Source organism: Arthrobacter sp. UYCo732, assembly GCF_040547265.1.
GTDB lineage: Bacteria > Actinomycetota > Actinomycetes > Actinomycetales > Micrococcaceae > Arthrobacter.
The window spans coordinates 108,372-122,230 of the sequence record NZ_JBEPPJ010000007.1 but is presented as its reverse complement, the minus strand read 5'-3'; the positions used below and the strand labels follow the sequence as shown (position 1 = coordinate 122,230).

At 65.9% G+C, this 13,859-nt stretch carries 15 protein-coding genes and 2 pseudogenes; 12 read left to right on the top strand and 5 right to left on the bottom strand.

Annotated features, from left to right (window positions below; translation table 11 throughout):
- Positions 1–325 precede the first annotated feature (325 nt).
- The 4 genes from ABIB45_RS11895 (at position 326) to ABIB45_RS11880 (ending at position 2,878) form a co-directional block, all read left to right on the top strand.
- The gene (locus ABIB45_RS11895) at positions 326–943 is read left to right on the top strand and encodes a TetR/AcrR family transcriptional regulator (protein ID WP_354216060.1); all 618 of its coding nucleotides are present in this window, start codon (positions 326–328) and stop codon (positions 941–943) included.
- Positions 944–1,044: 101 nt separating this feature from the next.
- Entirely contained in the window at positions 1,045–1,575 is a 531-nt protein-coding gene (locus ABIB45_RS11890; RefSeq protein ID WP_354216059.1) for an NUDIX hydrolase, read from the top strand.
- Between the two features lie 40 nt (positions 1,576–1,615).
- Positions 1,616–1,948 carry a CBU_0592 family membrane protein gene (locus tag ABIB45_RS11885; RefSeq protein ID WP_354216058.1) on the top strand — a complete coding sequence of 111 codons (333 nt, stop codon included), beginning with the start codon at positions 1,616–1,618 and terminating at the stop codon, positions 1,946–1,948.
- A gap of 150 nt (positions 1,949–2,098) precedes the next feature.
- Entirely contained in the window at positions 2,099–2,878 is a 780-nt protein-coding gene (locus ABIB45_RS11880) for a GntR family transcriptional regulator (protein ID WP_354216057.1), read from the top strand.
- A 4-nt stretch (positions 2,879–2,882) separates the two neighbouring features.
- On the opposite strand, the gene ABIB45_RS11875 is transcribed toward ABIB45_RS11880, so the two are convergent.
- Together ABIB45_RS11875 and ABIB45_RS11870 are read right to left on the bottom strand one after the other, a co-directional pair.
- Entirely contained in the window at positions 2,883–3,899 is a 1,017-nt protein-coding gene (locus ABIB45_RS11875; RefSeq protein ID WP_354216056.1) for a nucleoside hydrolase, read from the bottom strand.
- A 44-nt stretch (positions 3,900–3,943) separates the two neighbouring features.
- The gene (locus ABIB45_RS11870) at positions 3,944–5,386 is read right to left on the bottom strand and encodes an MFS transporter (protein WP_354216055.1); all 1,443 of its coding nucleotides are present in this window, start codon (positions 5,384–5,386) and stop codon (positions 3,944–3,946) included.
- Positions 5,387–5,533: 147 nt separating this feature from the next.
- Between ABIB45_RS11870 and ABIB45_RS11865 the strand changes: the two genes are divergently transcribed.
- Entirely contained in the window at positions 5,534–6,400 is an 867-nt protein-coding gene (locus ABIB45_RS11865; RefSeq protein ID WP_354216054.1) for a ribokinase, read from the top strand.
- Entirely contained in the window at positions 6,397–6,723 is a 327-nt protein-coding gene (locus ABIB45_RS11860; RefSeq protein ID WP_354216053.1) for a hypothetical protein, read from the top strand. The genes ABIB45_RS11865 and ABIB45_RS11860 overlap by 4 nt, the downstream gene beginning before the upstream one ends.
- Positions 6,724–6,727: 4 nt before the next feature.
- Here ABIB45_RS11860 and ABIB45_RS11855 read toward each other — a convergent pair whose 3' ends face one another.
- Positions 6,728–8,191 carry a protein adenylyltransferase SelO gene (locus ABIB45_RS11855; RefSeq protein WP_354216052.1) on the bottom strand — a complete coding sequence of 488 codons (1,464 nt, stop codon included), beginning with the start codon at positions 8,189–8,191 and terminating at the stop codon, positions 6,728–6,730.
- A 186-nt stretch (positions 8,192–8,377) separates the two neighbouring features.
- Between ABIB45_RS11855 and ABIB45_RS11850 the strand changes: the two are divergent.
- Positions 8,378–8,515 (top strand): annotated as a pseudogene (locus tag ABIB45_RS11850) (AraC family transcriptional regulator); the annotation flags it as partial.
- Here ABIB45_RS11850 and ABIB45_RS11845 read toward each other — a convergent pair.
- On the bottom strand, positions 8,482–8,775 hold the full coding sequence (locus ABIB45_RS11845) for a hypothetical protein (RefSeq protein WP_354216051.1): 294 nt from the start codon (positions 8,773–8,775) through the stop codon (positions 8,482–8,484). The pseudogene ABIB45_RS11850 and the gene ABIB45_RS11845 overlap by 34 nt on opposite strands.
- A 185-nt stretch (positions 8,776–8,960) precedes the next feature.
- Here ABIB45_RS11845 and ABIB45_RS11840 point away from each other — a divergent pair, with 185 nt between their 5' ends.
- Positions 8,961–9,116 (top strand): hypothetical protein, encoded by a 156-nt coding sequence (locus ABIB45_RS11840; RefSeq protein WP_354216107.1) that lies wholly within the window; start codon positions 8,961–8,963, stop codon positions 9,114–9,116.
- Here the strand turns inward: ABIB45_RS11840 and ABIB45_RS11835 are convergent.
- Positions 9,078–9,456, bottom strand: a pseudogene (locus tag ABIB45_RS11835) (DUF808 family protein); the annotation flags it as partial. The gene ABIB45_RS11840 and the pseudogene ABIB45_RS11835 overlap by 39 nt on opposite strands.
- Before the next feature lie 317 nt (positions 9,457–9,773).
- Here ABIB45_RS11835 and ABIB45_RS11830 point away from each other — a divergent pair.
- The 4 genes from ABIB45_RS11830 (at position 9,774) to ABIB45_RS11815 (ending at position 13,786) form a co-directional block, all read left to right on the top strand.
- Positions 9,774–10,184 carry a TfoX/Sxy family protein gene (locus ABIB45_RS11830; RefSeq protein ID WP_354216050.1) on the top strand — a complete coding sequence of 137 codons (411 nt, stop codon included), beginning with the start codon at positions 9,774–9,776 and terminating at the stop codon, positions 10,182–10,184.
- Positions 10,185–10,186: 2 nt separating this feature from the next.
- Positions 10,187–11,449 (top strand): flavin-containing monooxygenase, encoded by a 1,263-nt coding sequence (locus ABIB45_RS11825; RefSeq protein WP_354216049.1) that lies wholly within the window; start codon positions 10,187–10,189, stop codon positions 11,447–11,449.
- A gap of 526 nt (positions 11,450–11,975) precedes the next feature.
- A complete protein-coding gene (locus ABIB45_RS11820) occupies positions 11,976–12,260 on the top strand; it encodes a hypothetical protein (protein ID WP_354216048.1) in 285 nt (94 codons plus the stop codon).
- Positions 12,261–12,517: 257 nt separating this feature from the next.
- A complete protein-coding gene (locus ABIB45_RS11815; protein WP_354216047.1) occupies positions 12,518–13,786 on the top strand; it encodes a hypothetical protein in 1,269 nt (422 codons plus the stop codon).
- Positions 13,787–13,859 lie beyond the last annotated feature (73 nt).

Genomic DNA, 13,859 nt, shown 5'->3' with positions numbered 1-13,859 from the left:
AAAACTCTTAGGACGTCGGTGGGCGGTCATGGTGTGCCTCCTGCGGCGATGAAGGAAGAATCGGAGACCTTGACGCATTGACTGACGCGTCGGTCATTGACCCAAGCTTCGTGTCTTGGATCACAAACTGTCAAGACGCCCTTGTCCGCCAGACCAAAAAGCGCCTACATCCAGGGTTCCAACCCGTAGTCACATTCCGGAGGATGGGCAGAACGGGTTGGCAAGAACCCAAAATTCATGCGCATAAATTGACTGACGCGTCAGTTTTTTGCCTAAGCTAGAGTCATCGGTACAAATGATGTGCCAGTCCTCGGAAGGAACTGCCATGAGTGATTCGGGCGATGCCAAGGGATCCCAGGAACGCAGGAACACCATTCTCGAAGCCGCGTCGCAGCTGATAGCGGAGCGTGGTTACCATCATGTCCGGGTGCAGGACATAGCCAGGATCTGCGGCACAAGTACCGGCACTATCCACTATTATTTCCCGGGCAAGGACGATGTCCTCCGCGAAGCACTGCGCTACTGCGTGGACCAGGCCTTCGAACGCCAGGGTGCCGTGCTGAGCCAGATTGACAACGCGCACAAGCGACTGTTGGCGCTGATTGAACTCCAGCTGCCTATTGGCACGCAAGTACGCAACGAGTGGTCCATCTGGCTCCAGTTCTGGTCCGAAACGTGCCTCAACCCTTCGCTCCGGCCTATCCACAACGACTTCTACGCCCGCTGGATGGACGCAGTCGTCAGCATCGTCCGCCGCGGCCAGCGCCAGGAAATCTTCCCCGACCTCGATCCCGTGGGATTCGCGCGCCTGCTGACCTCGGCCACTGACGGAGCGGCCATCAAGATCCTCACCGGCGCCCCTGACATGACCATTGATGGCATGCGGACCATGCTGGTATCCATCGTTGACAGGGAGCTCACCCTGTCCCCAAGCGTGGCCTGACAGTGGAGCACATCGCCGGGACGCACAGTGAAGTTCGTTCTCTGTGGCGTTCCCGCTTGGAGCACCGGACCCGCCATGTTGCCGGCCAAGAGGACCCCGGAGTGCGCCGTGCCGCTGTCGCCGTCACCGCCTATCCAAGGTCCGGCTCCCTCCACTTTCTGATCATCAAGCGTGCGGCCAGGGGCTCCAACGCCGGGCAGTGGGCGCTCCCGGGCGGCCGCATGGATCCGGGCGAAGACCTCGTGGACACCGCGCTGCGCGAGTTACGAGAGGAGACGGGGATCCTGGCATCGCACGACGATGTCGTTGGCATGCTGGACGATTTCCCGGCCAGCTGCGGCATCGTCATCACCCCCGTCGTCGTCCTGCTGGATGAGCCGCAACGGCCCCGCCGGCATCCGGCCGAAGTGGCCTCACTGCACCCGCTGGCACTCGAGGCCCTGACTGCGGACGGAGTCCCGCGCTGGCAACCACAGCCGGACGGCGGCCAGATCCTCCAGATGCCGCTGCGTCGTGGCATGGTTATCCACGCCCCAACAGGCGCCATCTTGTGGCAGTTTGCTGACGTGGTGCTGAGGGGACACGAGCTGCGAGTGGCGGAGCTTGCCGAACCGGCCTTCACCGCCCGCTAAGCAGATTGCCACCAGACCGCCCAAAAAGGAGACTAGCCCGATGGAATTTCTCGCCGAAGCTTCCGGCTGGTTCGGTGCGCTGGCCGTGCTCGCCGGGTACCTGCTCTTTTCCGTGGGCCGGATCCCGAACGGCAGGACCTTCCAAAGCGCCAACCTGGTCGGCGCCGTGGCCCTGCTCGTCAACGGCGCCTATCATGGCGCCTGGCCCTCGGTGGTCACCAACATCGCCTGGTGCGCCATCGCAATCACTGCCCTGATCCGCCTGCAACGCATACGCCATTCCGCGCCCATGCCGCCGGAAGCCGCAGACCTGGGCGGGGCCGAGCTGCTGCCCCCGCCAGGGCCGGCGCCGATGGAGGAAATCGGGCGCTGACATGGATCCGGAGGGGCAATACGCGGAGGGGCAATACCCGGCGGCGGAGCCAGGGGATGACGACATCGTGTGGTCAGTGTCTTGTCCAACAAACTTGTCAGACTTCCAGTAGGCTGAAAGTTCCCCAGACCCAGCAAAGCGAGGCATGACGTGCACCAGGACGCTGCCCGGTTCCTGGCCCGGCCGGTGGCCGCCCAGCCCGGCTCACCACTGCGGGTGGCGGTGTACTCCCGGATCGCCGAAGCCATCCGCAACGACCTCCTCAGGCCCGGCTCCATGATCCCCACGGAAACCGAGCTCGGCGCCGACATGGAAGTCAGCCGCACCGTGGTCCGCGAGGCCCTGATGCTGCTTGAGGAGGACGGCCTCATCCGGGCGCGGCGCGGCGTGGGACGCTTCGTCTCGGATACCCTCCCCCGCATCGGCATAGAGCGGATCCGGCCCTTCGAGGACGTCCTCGGCAGCGCCGGCCAGCCGATCAAGGTCAAACGCATCCGAGTGGGCCGGGAGGCGGCCTCCGAATTCGCCGCGCCGGGCATCGGGGTGGAGCCCGGCAGCGATTGCTGGTTCTGGGAATCCGTGCTGATCCGCGACGGCGAGGCCATCGCCCACCTGCAGGAAAACGTCTCCGCCGGGCCTTTCCGTAGCGGTAACAGCGCCGCCGCGCCCCTAGAGATCCCGGACGACGGCGGCGCCACCATGCTTGCCGCCCTCACCAGGGCATTGGGCCGGCTACCCGGTCCGGGCGAGTGCCAGATCAGCCTCAGCCAGGTAGGACCCAGCCGCGCGAAGCTGTTGGACCTGCGGCCCTCGGACCCCGTACTGGTCCTCACCCAGTACGTCCGGCAGGGCACCCGGCCCTTCTACCTGGCCAAGTGCCTGGTCTCGCCCCGGGCCGGGCACCTCTCGGTCATGCAGCAGTACCAGTAACGCCTCAGGCAGCCGATCCGGCGGAGGCGAGTGCCGGCGTCGTACTTTCCACCCTGGCCGAGAACGAGAGCAGCGTCTCCACCAGGTGCGGCGGGAACTCGCCGTCAAGCTCCAGGACCACACGGCACCGCGCGCCGGACTGCTCCGGGTAGCCCATGTAGCGCCCGCGCATGTCGCAGACGGTCTGCCCGCGGCCCGGCCCGAAGGACGTATCGACGGCGGCACGCACCACCGGCGCGAGGGACGCCCGGATGCCGCCCACGGCGAGCGCCGCCGCCAGGGGATCATGCATGGCGGAGCAGTGCCGGCCGAAGATGTCTTCGTAGAACCGGAAGTAGAAGCCCAGCATCTCCCCGAGCGCACGCGGCACCGGAGCGGCCGAGGCGAGCAGCTCCCGCCGGTGGGATTCCTCCAGCACGTTGGTCATGGTCACGTCCAACGGAACCAGGGTGAGATCCCAGTCGGCGGCGAACACCTCGGCGGCGGCTTCGGGGTCGTTATAGATGTTGGCCTCGGCCAGCGCCGTGATGTTGCCGGGGGCCAGGGCGGCGCCGCCCATGATGGTGATCTCGTGCACCAGCGTAGGAAGTGCGGGTTCCAGCCGGAGGGCTTCGGCGATGTTGGTCAGCGGGCCGATCGCGAGCACCCGCAGCGTGCCGGGGTGTTCGTGGGCGAGCCGGACCAGCATCTCGGCCGCGGTTTCGGTGGCCAACTTGGCAGCGGCGGTGTCCAGCGAGACGCCGCCGATGCCGTTGTCCCCATGCACCCACGGGGCGCCGCCGCCGAACGAGCCGGCCTGGGGATCGTGGGCGCCGAGCGCCACGGGGATGTGCGCGTGCCCGGCGAGCTGGAGCAGGTCCAGGGTGTTGCGGGCGCCGAGGGCGGCGCTGACGTTACCGCTGACGGTTCCGACCCCCACCACCTCGGCGGTGGGGGCGGCCAGCAGGTAGGCCAGGGCGAGGGCGTCGTCAATCCCGGTGTCGCAGTCCAGGTAGAACGGGTGGGGTGTGGGCGTGGTCATGGCGGTGGTTCTCTTTTCCGTGGTGCGGACGCGGGGTGCGGCGATTAGGCGGTCTCGCCCTTGGGGGCGGCGACGAAGAGGCTGACAATGAACCCGGCGGCCGTGATGCCCACCGAGATCCAGAGGGCGGTGGCGTAGCCGGCGGCCGTGGCCTGGGCGGCGAAGGGCGCTACGAGGACGACGCCGAGGCTCGCCCCGATGCCGAAGGCGGCACCGTTGACGCCGGGCAGGGCAGCCGGAGCCTCCTCGGGTGAGAGGAGGACGGAGAGACCGTTGATGGCGGTGAAGAACAAGCCGTTGTAGAAGATGCCCAGGGCTGCGATGGCGACCAGCACGGCCACCTGGTTGTCCGGGAACATGGCGGCAGCGATGGCGCAGGCCAGGCTCAGTCCGGTGCCGGCGCGGAGGATCTTGATCCAGCCGCGGCGGTCGGCCAGCCAGCCGGCCAGCGGGGCCGCGAAGACGCCAATGAGAGCGGCCGGGGTAAGGAACAGCAAAGCCGACACGGAGGCGGACAGCCCGAAGCCGGCGCCGGTGTCCTGGCTCAGCAGGACCACGGTGAAGTTGATCACGGCGAAGATGCCGGCCAGCATGAGGACGGTGGTGGCGATGACCGGCCAGACCTGCCGCGAGCGCAGGTGGTGCACGGCGATGAGCGGGTTGCGGCGCCGTTTTTCGATCATCCAGAACGCGGTGAAGGAGGCGATGGTGCCTGCCAGGAGGGCCAGGGTGCCCGGCGCGGTCCAGCCCGCGGCCGATCCGCCGGAGACAAAGTAGGTGATGAACACCAGGAACAAGGAGAGCGATGCCGCGCCCCACCAGTCCATGGCTCCGTGGATGCCCGCCGGCCTGCCCTTGGGGACCACCCTGATGATGCAGGCTGCGGCGACGGCGGTCAGGACGAGCACCACCACGAAGATGGACCGGAAGCCGAGGGTCTCGGCCATGAGGCCGCCCACGTAGCCGTCCACCCCGCCGACACCGCCGTTGATGGCGGCGATGATGCCCACGGACGTCCCGAAGACCTTGGCTGGCAGGTTCTCGCTGAGCACGATGTAGGCGAGCACAAAGACGGCGCTGGAGAAGCCCTGCAGGAACCGGCCGGCGATGAGCAGGGGCAGCGTGGGTGCGGCGATGCAGAGGATGGTGCCGGCGCCCATGATGCTGAGGACCAGCAGCAGGGCGGTGCGGCGGCCGAGGAAATCGCTCCACCGGCCGATCACGGGACCGGCGATGCCACCGGCCAGGAAGAACATGGACTGGACGGGCGCGGCGCTGTCGGCACTCAGTCCGAAGCTCGCGGCGATCTGCGGCAGGGCCGGGGTGACCATGCTGGCGTTGAGCTGGAAGGACAGCACGCCGAGCATCAGCGCGGAGATCAGCAGGGCGGCGCGGCGGCCGGTGAACTTGGCTGGGTCGTCGGGAAGTACGACGGCGGCATCGGCTGCCGCGGGAGGCGCGGCTGCCGCAGGGGTTGGGGCGTTCACATCAAACTCCTTTGTTCGAGCAGGGGTGGGTCGCCTGGGAGGGCGAGTCGAGTTGTTATACAACCACGTATGACGAGCGAGTACAACCATGGCGTACACTATTTCCTAATCCAGCCGCTTCCGGCATCCCCTCCAGAGAGACTTCTCATGAGCAATCGACTTCCTGCCGTCACCGTCGTCGGCAGCATCAACCTGGACCTGATCGCCACCGCCGAGAGGCTTCCCACTGCGGGTGAGACCATCGGCGACGCCGTCCTGTCCGAGCAGCCCGGCGGCAAGGGCGCCAACCAGGCCGCAGCAGCGGCACGTCTCGGCGGCAGTGCCCGCATGGTGGGCGCCGTGGGCAACGACGCGCAGGGGCAGCGGATGCTGGACGCACTGAAGAGTGCCGGCGTCGACACCGCGGACGTCGCCGCCCTTCCCGGGGCGACCGGAACGGCGCTGATCGTGGTGGACCGCGATGGCGAGAACCAGATTGTGGTGTGCCCGGGTGCCAACTCCAGCCTCTCCCTCGACGCCGTCGAGTTCGGCCCTGACGAGACGGTCCTGTGCCAGCTGGAGGTGGGCCTGCCGGTGGTGCTCGAAGCAGCCAGGAAGTCCGCCGGTTACTTTGTGCTGAACGCTGCGCCGGCCATGGACCTGCCGGCGGAGCTGCTGGAGCGCTGTGACTTGGTGATCGTCAACGAGAGCGAGTTTGCGCTGATCCCGGCCCTCGCCGAGGCCAAACTGGTGGCCGTGACGTACGGCAAGGACGGCTCGGCGATGTTCGAGAACGGCAAGAAGGTGGCGGCGGCTCCGGCGTCGGCGGTGACGGTGGCGAACACTGTCGGTGCCGGCGACGCGTTTTGCGCGGCTCTGGTCTTGGCGCTGCGGAGCGGGCTGGACTACACCCGGGCGCTGGCCGTGGCCAACGCGGTGGGGGCCGACGCGGTGGGCGATCCGTCATCCCAGCCGGAGTTAGCACGGCTGGCCCACTATGTGGAGCGGACCGCCCCTGCCACCGACGCACGGTGAGCGTGGAACTGCGGCGGGCGGCACCGCAGGACTTTCCCGAGGTCCGCCGCATCACCCGCGACGCGTACCTGCGGGCAGGGCACTTCGCGGCCGCCGCCAAGAGCAGCCTGAAGCATGAGACGCCCGCACTTCGCCAGCATCTGCTCGGCCCCCTGCTTCTGCGCTTCCGGAGAGGTGTGCCGCCGACGTTCGTGGGCGGTCGCGCCGGACTTACCTCAGGACGCGGCTCTCGCATCAGCCTGGTCATGCACGTGATGGTACGGGTGGTGCAGAACTCCGTGGAGCGCCGCGATGCTCTGACTCGTCGACAGCTTCACTCTTAATGGGTCAGGTTCCGCAGAAGGTACGGTACGGCCCGAAGCTTTCCGGGGCGGGCGCCGCGTAACGCTCGAGACCGGGACGCTCCTCGTACGGGGAGGCTACTGCTTCCATCAACCGCTCCAGCGGCCCAGTGTTCCCGCCCGTAGCGGCCGCCAGGACCTCCTCCACCAGGTGGTTGCGGGGAATATAGATGGGGTTGACCCGGTCCATGGCGTCAGGGTCCGGCATCAGGGCGCGCCAGCGAGCCAGCCAGGTATCAAACGCTTCCAGGTCCAGCATCATGCGGCGGGCAGGCTCAGCGTGGCCACGGGCGGCTTTGCCTAGGTGCCGGAAAAACGAGGTGTAGTCCGGGCGTGACTCCTGAAGAAGAGCGACCAGCTCGTCCACGAGCGGTGAGGTCACGCCGTCGTCCAACCCATCACGGAATCCAAGCTTGGCGTTCATACCCACAGACCAGGCGGCACTATACTTCGGGCGGAACCCTTCGAGTGCTTCCACCGCAAGGGCCACCGCCTGTTCCTGGTCCTCGTGGAAGAGGGGCAGGAGCGTTTCAGCGAGCCGGGCAAGGTTCCACTCGGCCACCAGTGGCTGGTTGCGGTACGCGTAGCGTCCGGTCTCATCGATCGAGCTGTAGACGGCTACAGGATCGAAGCCCTCCATGAAGGCGCACGGCCCGTAGTCAATGGTTTCACCCGAGATCGTCATGTTGTCGGTGTTCATTACCCCATGAACGAACCCTACGAGCATCCAGTGCGCCACGAGCGTCGCCTGGGCGGAGAGAACCGCCTGGAGCAGGGCCAGGTAACGGCTGTCCTCCCCCGCCGCGGACCGATGGTGACGGGTGATGGCGTGATCAGCAAGACGGCGAAGCAGACCGATATCGCCGGTGGACCGTGCGTACTGGAAGCTGCCCACGCGCAGGTGACTGCTCGCCACCCGGGTAAGGACGGCGCCCGGCAGGAGAATCTCACGCTGGACCTGGCGCCCCGTCGCGACGACCGCAAGGGATCTCGTGGTGGGAATGTGCAGCGCGTGCATCGACTCGCTCAGGATGTATTCGCGCAGCATGGGGCCGACCACTGCCTGGCCGTCACCGTTTCGTGCGAACGGTGTCCGCCCTGACCCCTTGAGGTGGATGTCGCGGAGTTGCCCGTCAGCGTGCGCGATCTCGCCGAGCAGGAGTGCCCGCCCATCCCCCAGGCGGGGTGCATACCAGCCGAACTGATGGCCGGCGTATGCCTGCGCCACCGGCGTCGACTGGGCGGGGACTGCGTTGCCGACCAGCAGACGGAGCCCCCGTGGGCTCCTGAGAAAACCCGGATCAAAACCCAACTCGGCGGCAAGATCCTCATTGAGTACGAGAAGGCGCGGATCAGGAGCTTCGTCCGCCTGCCAGGGTATGGCCATCTCCTGGAACTCCCGGGCGAAATGATCATCGAAGGTGACGGGTGAAAGCGCGATGTCACTCATCCCTCAAGGATACCGGCGCCACTCATAACATCGTTTTCCAGCGTGTCCGGAACTGTGACGCCGTTGTCCGCTCGCGGTCCCAACTGCCCCCGGCTTTTTTGACTCCTCGGCCTAGCGAGCAAGTGCTCGTGGAAGGATGCTGACCTCAAGCATCGGGCGGGACCGTAAGCAGCGAACGGAGTCCGTGTGGTGTCGGTGTGCACAGGCGCCTTCGCGCTCGCTGCCGCGGGTCTCTTGGACGGTAAGCGGGCAACCACCCTCTGGAGAAACGCTGAACGCCTCCAAACCCTTTACCCGGCCGTCGCCGTCGACGCCGGTGTCCGGTACATAGACGAAGGCAGCGTCAGCACCAGCGCCGGGGTCGCGGCAGGCATCGACCTGTGCACCTGGTCCGCAAGGACTATGGAACCGAGGCGGCCAACAGCATTGCGCGGCGGATGGTGGTGGCGCCACACCGGGAAGGGGGCCAGGTCCAGTTCATGGAACGTGCGGTGGCCGCACCCCTGGTCCTCTTCGCCGACACCTGCGCCTGGGCCAGGCAGAACCTCGCTGAACAGCTCACCGTGGAGGAACTGGCAACCCATGCGGGGTGGTCTCCCAGGAAGGCAGCTACGCAGCCGGGCCGGCCGCTTCCTGGCCTACCCGGCGATCGCGGTGCTCGCTCTGGCTGGTGGTGCCCGGCTACGCGCCGCTCAACGATCCGGCCACCGAGGTCTGCGAGGCGCTGCGTCAGGCAAGCTTCGCACGGAAGTTCAGCGCCGAAGCAGGAATGACACCCCTGAACTGGCTGAACGATCAGCGCATGGCCGAAGCATGCCGGATCCTGGAATCCACCGACCTGACGGTGCAGGCGGTTGCCTCCAGAACGGGTTTGGGAACCAGAGCAAATTTCCGGCAGCACGGCGAACATCCCCCTGACGAGTAGCTCGCCGAACTGTTGGGACCCCGCGGAGTCCTTGGTTGTCAGCTGCAGGCCGCCGTCGTCCATCTTGACGATAAGCGCGACGGCGCCGTACACGAGGACTGTGATCACCAGAGCCACGATGGCCAGGATGGCCAGGATGAACGCACGCACCCAGATGGACTTATTGGCCACCTCGTTTATGAAGATGACTATGATCTCGCAGGACAGGATGAAGGCGGTAGGCCGGACCCCGCTGGACCGCGGGCGCCTTTTCGTCCGAGCGGTCACCGCGGAGCTTGTGCTAGACCTTCTCGGCACCCTCGTAGCAAAGGTAGGTGCCGCCCAGCATGAGGATGAACGGCCACCTTCGCCGCTCAAGGTAATCAAGGGTCGACGATCAAGGTAATCAAGGGTGGTCATGCACAGAGTGTATAAAAACCCTCAACAATCTGATTGATTATCTGACACAATCCGGTAGTTAGGCGATTGCTAGTGCACATCTCAGAAGCCCTGGAGTGTCGGCTTTAGAAGACCGGCGACGCAGGGGCTGGAGGTCCGGGTAGCGGAAGTTACGGGAGCGGCACGGGCTTCTTACCGGGGCCGCCTGTACCGTGCGCAGCCGCGGGCATATCCTGCAGGAAGACCCGTCCCTGCAGCATCAGCCTCCGGAGAAAACCCATGGAAATGCCGAAAGCGTCCGACGCCGACAAGGAACACTTCCGCTCGGTGCTGCCGGACCTTCACGAGGTGGTCATCAAGCCGATGTTCGGCAATCTCGGGGCGTTCGTGAACGGCAACATGTTCGCCGGCCTGTTCGGTCCCACCATCGGCGTGAAGCTGGCCGGGGCGGACAAGGTACTGCTCGAAAGCACCGAACGGACCGTGCCGTTCGGCCCGGCCGAGCGCCCGATGGGCGGCTACACCGGGCTGCCGGAGGCCTGGAACGCAGACGACGGCGACGCCAACGGCGCCGAGCCCGACGCCCGCGCCAGGGTTTGGGTGGAGAAAGCGTTCGAGCATGTCGCCGGGCTGGCGCCGAAGGCCCCCAAGGCGCCGAAGACTCCCAAGGCCAGAGCCGCGAAGCAATAGCCATGCCCTCCTCCGCCGAACTCCCGGACCACGTCGACACCCTGGTGATCGGCGCGGGGCAGGCCGGCCTGGCGACGAGCTATTGGCTGACCCGGTACGGCGTCGAGCACCAGCTGCTGGAGCGTCGGGACACGCTCGGCGGCGCCTGGCAGGACCGCTGGGATTCGTTTTACCTGAACACCCCGAACTTCTCCTGCGTGATGCCGGGCATGCCGTATGACGGGCCCGAACCGGACGCCTTCCTCCCCCGCGACACGGTGATCGGGCTCCTCCGGGACTACGCCGCCAGGATCGCCGCCCCGGTCCGGCTCGGCACGGACGTGACGCGGGTCAGCGCGGCCAACGGCGGGTTCGCCGTGGACACCAGCGACGGCCGCTGGCAGGCGCGGAACGTGGTCCTCGCCAACGGCGCGTTCCAGCTCCCGCGGATCCCGGCATCCGCCGCCGCCATCCCGCAGCATGTCCGCCAGCTGCACAGCCACGACTACCGCAACCCGCAGCAGCTCCCGGCGGGCGCCGTGCTGGTGGTGGGCACCGGCCAGTCGGGCGGCCAGATCGCCGAGGACCTGCTCGACGCCGGCCGGGAAGTCCACCTGTCGGTTTCGTCCTGCCCCGAGGCTCCGCGCCGGTACCGCGGCCAGGACGTCTTCTACTGGATCCTGCAGGTCAACCTTCACGGCCCCGAGTACGGCATCAACGGCCTCCAGACGGACCACCTCCCCTCCCCCGCGGCGCGCTTTGCGTGCAACCCGCTGATCTCCGGCAACGGCGGTGGCCACAGCATCCACGTCAGGGACCTCGGCCGGCGGGGCGTCCAGCTGCATGGCCGGTTTGAGGGAACCGACGACGGCGGCCTCGTCTTCAGCGACGACCTCCCCGCACGCCTCGCCCTCGTGGAGGCGGGGTTCGGGCAGCGGCTGGGACGGATGACCGACGCCTACATCGCCGCCGCGGGCATCGAGGCACCCGCCGCCGAGCCTGTGCCGGCGGACGACTGGCTGCCGACGGACTCAGGAGCCCGCCTTGACCTCGACGCCGAGGGCATCAGTTCCATCATCTGGTGCACCGGCTACGGCCTGGACTTCGGCTTCCTCGACGTGCCGGTGCTCGACGAGTGGAACTACCCGCGGCACAGCGGCGGCGTTACCGAGGTCCCGGGTCTCTACGCCGTGGGCCTCCCCTGGCTCACCAAGCACCTGTCGGCCACACTGTCGGTTTTGGGCGACGACGCGGAGTTCGTGGCGGCACACGTCGCGGCACGGTGACGCGACTCGAGGAATGGGCTCCCAGACTCGAACAGCAGCAGCGGTACTAAGGCCACCAAATGACTAAATATCAGTGGCGGATCGAACTTGTTACCTGTTTGTGACGGTTCGCCGCATCAATACGAACTAAGAGCGTCGTATCCCTCACTTAAGCTGAGCAAACTGACTCGCATTCTCTACTGGGGGAACATTGAAAGCCAAGACTCTTGGAGCCATAGCGCTCCTGCCAATCCTCCTCGCCGGTTGCGGCGGCACGCCCGCAAGCGCGCCAACGGCGCCAACTGTCGCTCCCGCCACATCTACGCAGGCTACTGACGCAGCTAGCCCTGGCCCGTCTGCAAGCGCGGCGTCGGCTAAGTCCTCCCGCGGGAACATCGTCAAGACGCCAGGTGAAGGCGCGTCTGTGACGGACAAGGAAAAGACCGTTGCCAGCTTTGTAATCAACTCCATCCAGGTTGACCCTGCGTGCACGAATAGCTCCGCTATGCCGGCAAAGAACGGCCATTTCGTTGTATTGGATGTTTCTATGGAAACAATGCCCGCGCTTGCCGACTCAGTAAACCCGCAGTTTGGACTTGCCGGCTACGGCTGGAAGGCCATCGCCGACAATGGGACCACATTCAACGGCGATGTGGCGTCGTTCGAGTCATATATGTGCCTCCCTGAAGCCGAAAGATTCCCGTCAGCTCTCGGGCCCGCAGAGAAGGCGACAGGAAAGATCGTTTTTGACGTCCCCACAACTACTGGCGTGCTCGTCCACAAGCAGGCATTCATGCCGGCAGGGTGGGAATGGGCATACCCCGCCAAGTAGCCTGCATTCAGCAAGGACGGCCCCAGCTAGTCCGTCGACCGGCTGGGGCCTCAAGTTCTCGGGACCTATGGCTGAGATTGCAGGAATGAGCCCGTGGGCGTGACATCTGGTCCCGATGCTGGTGCTACGAGCCCGCTCCTCCCGGACCGGCTGCCGTAATCCAAGCGATGAACCGCAGTTCGCCGAAGAGTGAACACACCCTGATGCCCTAAGTGCTGGGTCCGCGTAGGCAACCACCCCTGTGGCAGAATCCTCCTGTGATCGAATCAACCAACGAAGTCGGTATCCGCGTCTCCGAGAACAACGCTGTTCTCGTGGGAGACCCAGACCTAATCAGCACCCTCCTTTCGCGGTTGGATGTTGACGCTAAGCAGGTACAGAAGGCGGGCAGAGGGACAGCCGACCTCGTAGCGCAGGCCACGGGCATCGGGGCGGTCGTCTCGGCGCTGGACGGCAGCTGGGTGCAGCTCACCCCGGACTCCCATCAGAGGCTCATAGAGCTGGCAAACTTCAACATTTCCCCCGGGGGCACGTTCAGCGGAGCCTTCCGGGGAACGAAGGGGCAAATTGATTCGTTTGCCCAGTTCACGACAGGCGGCATGAACCCGCTGGTCATATCGAACCTCGCGACGCTCACTGCGACGATGGCTCTTCAAAGCGCCGTCGCGCAGCTCGAGGATCTAGCGCGGGCGATGGACGTCAAGTTGGATCGCCTTCTTGAAGATAACCGCGCCAAGGCACTGGGCGACATCCAAGGCCTCACGCAGGTGCTCCTCCGTGCATTCGAGCTGTATGAGGAAACCGGCAAGATAACTGACACTGCCTGGTCCCAGGTCGCAGGTCATGCCACGGCCCTTGCACAGGCGAGTTCACACGCGCTGGCCCAGATAGAGACCCTGACGCAATCTCTGAAGGCGCGTTCCTTTGCCGATAAGATGAACGCTGCCGAGACCCTTGCGGACAACGAGCTGCGTTCATGGCTCGTGATTCTGGCTGCTTGCCAAGCGAATCAGCAGCGTCTCGAGACGCTTGAGCTTGTTCACCTGCGCCAACGCGACCCCGAGGCGGTCGAGGCACATGCCGCATCCATCCAGGTCTCCGCAGCCAAGCGGAACGACGCCGCTGCGAACCGGCTGCAGTCCTTGGTGGATGCGCTGACATCGGCCGCCAGCGTCAGCGACTTCAATCGTCTTCGAAGCCCGCTGAAGAGCCGTTCGCTACTGGACTCCGCTGAAAGCGCCAACAGACTGATCGGCACCTTCGCAGAAATTTATGGACTGGATGGCCTGAGCCAAGGAGAGGTCGAGCGCGAGACGTGGCGGAAGTCCTTGTCCGATTTGGCCAAAACCACGACGACGGCCGTTTCGTCCGCTGCAAAGGCGGTGCCAGCTGGGATCGCGAAGGCTGGCGGTGACGCTGTGATCAGGGCAGCCAGCCAAATCGAGGCCCAGCGGTCGCCCAAGAGGGAGTTGACTGCGCCGACTTCGGAGGAGCCTGCGGAGCCGAAGGCCGTTGACGTCCGCTGATCCCGCACGTCTGGACACAAGGGAGGCTGGACCAGCCAGTGCCAGTCCAGCCTCCCTTCTTAGCTGCAGCCCG

Bases quoted from the DNA above. Each gene is read 5' to 3' on its own strand.
- ABIB45_RS11825 (WP_354216049.1), top strand. From the start codon at position 10,187: ATGCCCTCCTCCGCCGAACTCCCGGACCACGTCGACACCCTGGTGATC.
- ABIB45_RS11875 (WP_354216056.1), bottom strand. From the start codon at position 3,899: ATGACCACGCCCACACCCCACCCGTTCTACCTGGACTGCGACACCGGG.
- ABIB45_RS11865 (WP_354216054.1), top strand. From the start codon at position 5,534: ATGAGCAATCGACTTCCTGCCGTCACCGTCGTCGGCAGCATCAACCTG.
- ABIB45_RS11840 (WP_354216107.1), top strand. From the start codon at position 8,961: ATGACACCCCTGAACTGGCTGAACGATCAGCGCATGGCCGAAGCATGC.
- ABIB45_RS11855 (WP_354216052.1), bottom strand. From the start codon at position 8,191: ATGAGTGACATCGCGCTTTCACCCGTCACCTTCGATGATCATTTCGCC.
- ABIB45_RS11845 (WP_354216051.1), bottom strand. From the start codon at position 8,775: ATGGGTTGCCAGTTCCTCCACGGTGAGCTGTTCAGCGAGGTTCTGCCT.
- ABIB45_RS11820 (WP_354216048.1), top strand. From the start codon at position 11,976: ATGGAAACAATGCCCGCGCTTGCCGACTCAGTAAACCCGCAGTTTGGA.
- ABIB45_RS11885 (WP_354216058.1), top strand. From the start codon at position 1,616: ATGGAATTTCTCGCCGAAGCTTCCGGCTGGTTCGGTGCGCTGGCCGTG.
- ABIB45_RS11895 (WP_354216060.1), top strand. From the start codon at position 326: ATGAGTGATTCGGGCGATGCCAAGGGATCCCAGGAACGCAGGAACACC.
- ABIB45_RS11830 (WP_354216050.1), top strand. From the start codon at position 9,774: ATGGAAATGCCGAAAGCGTCCGACGCCGACAAGGAACACTTCCGCTCG.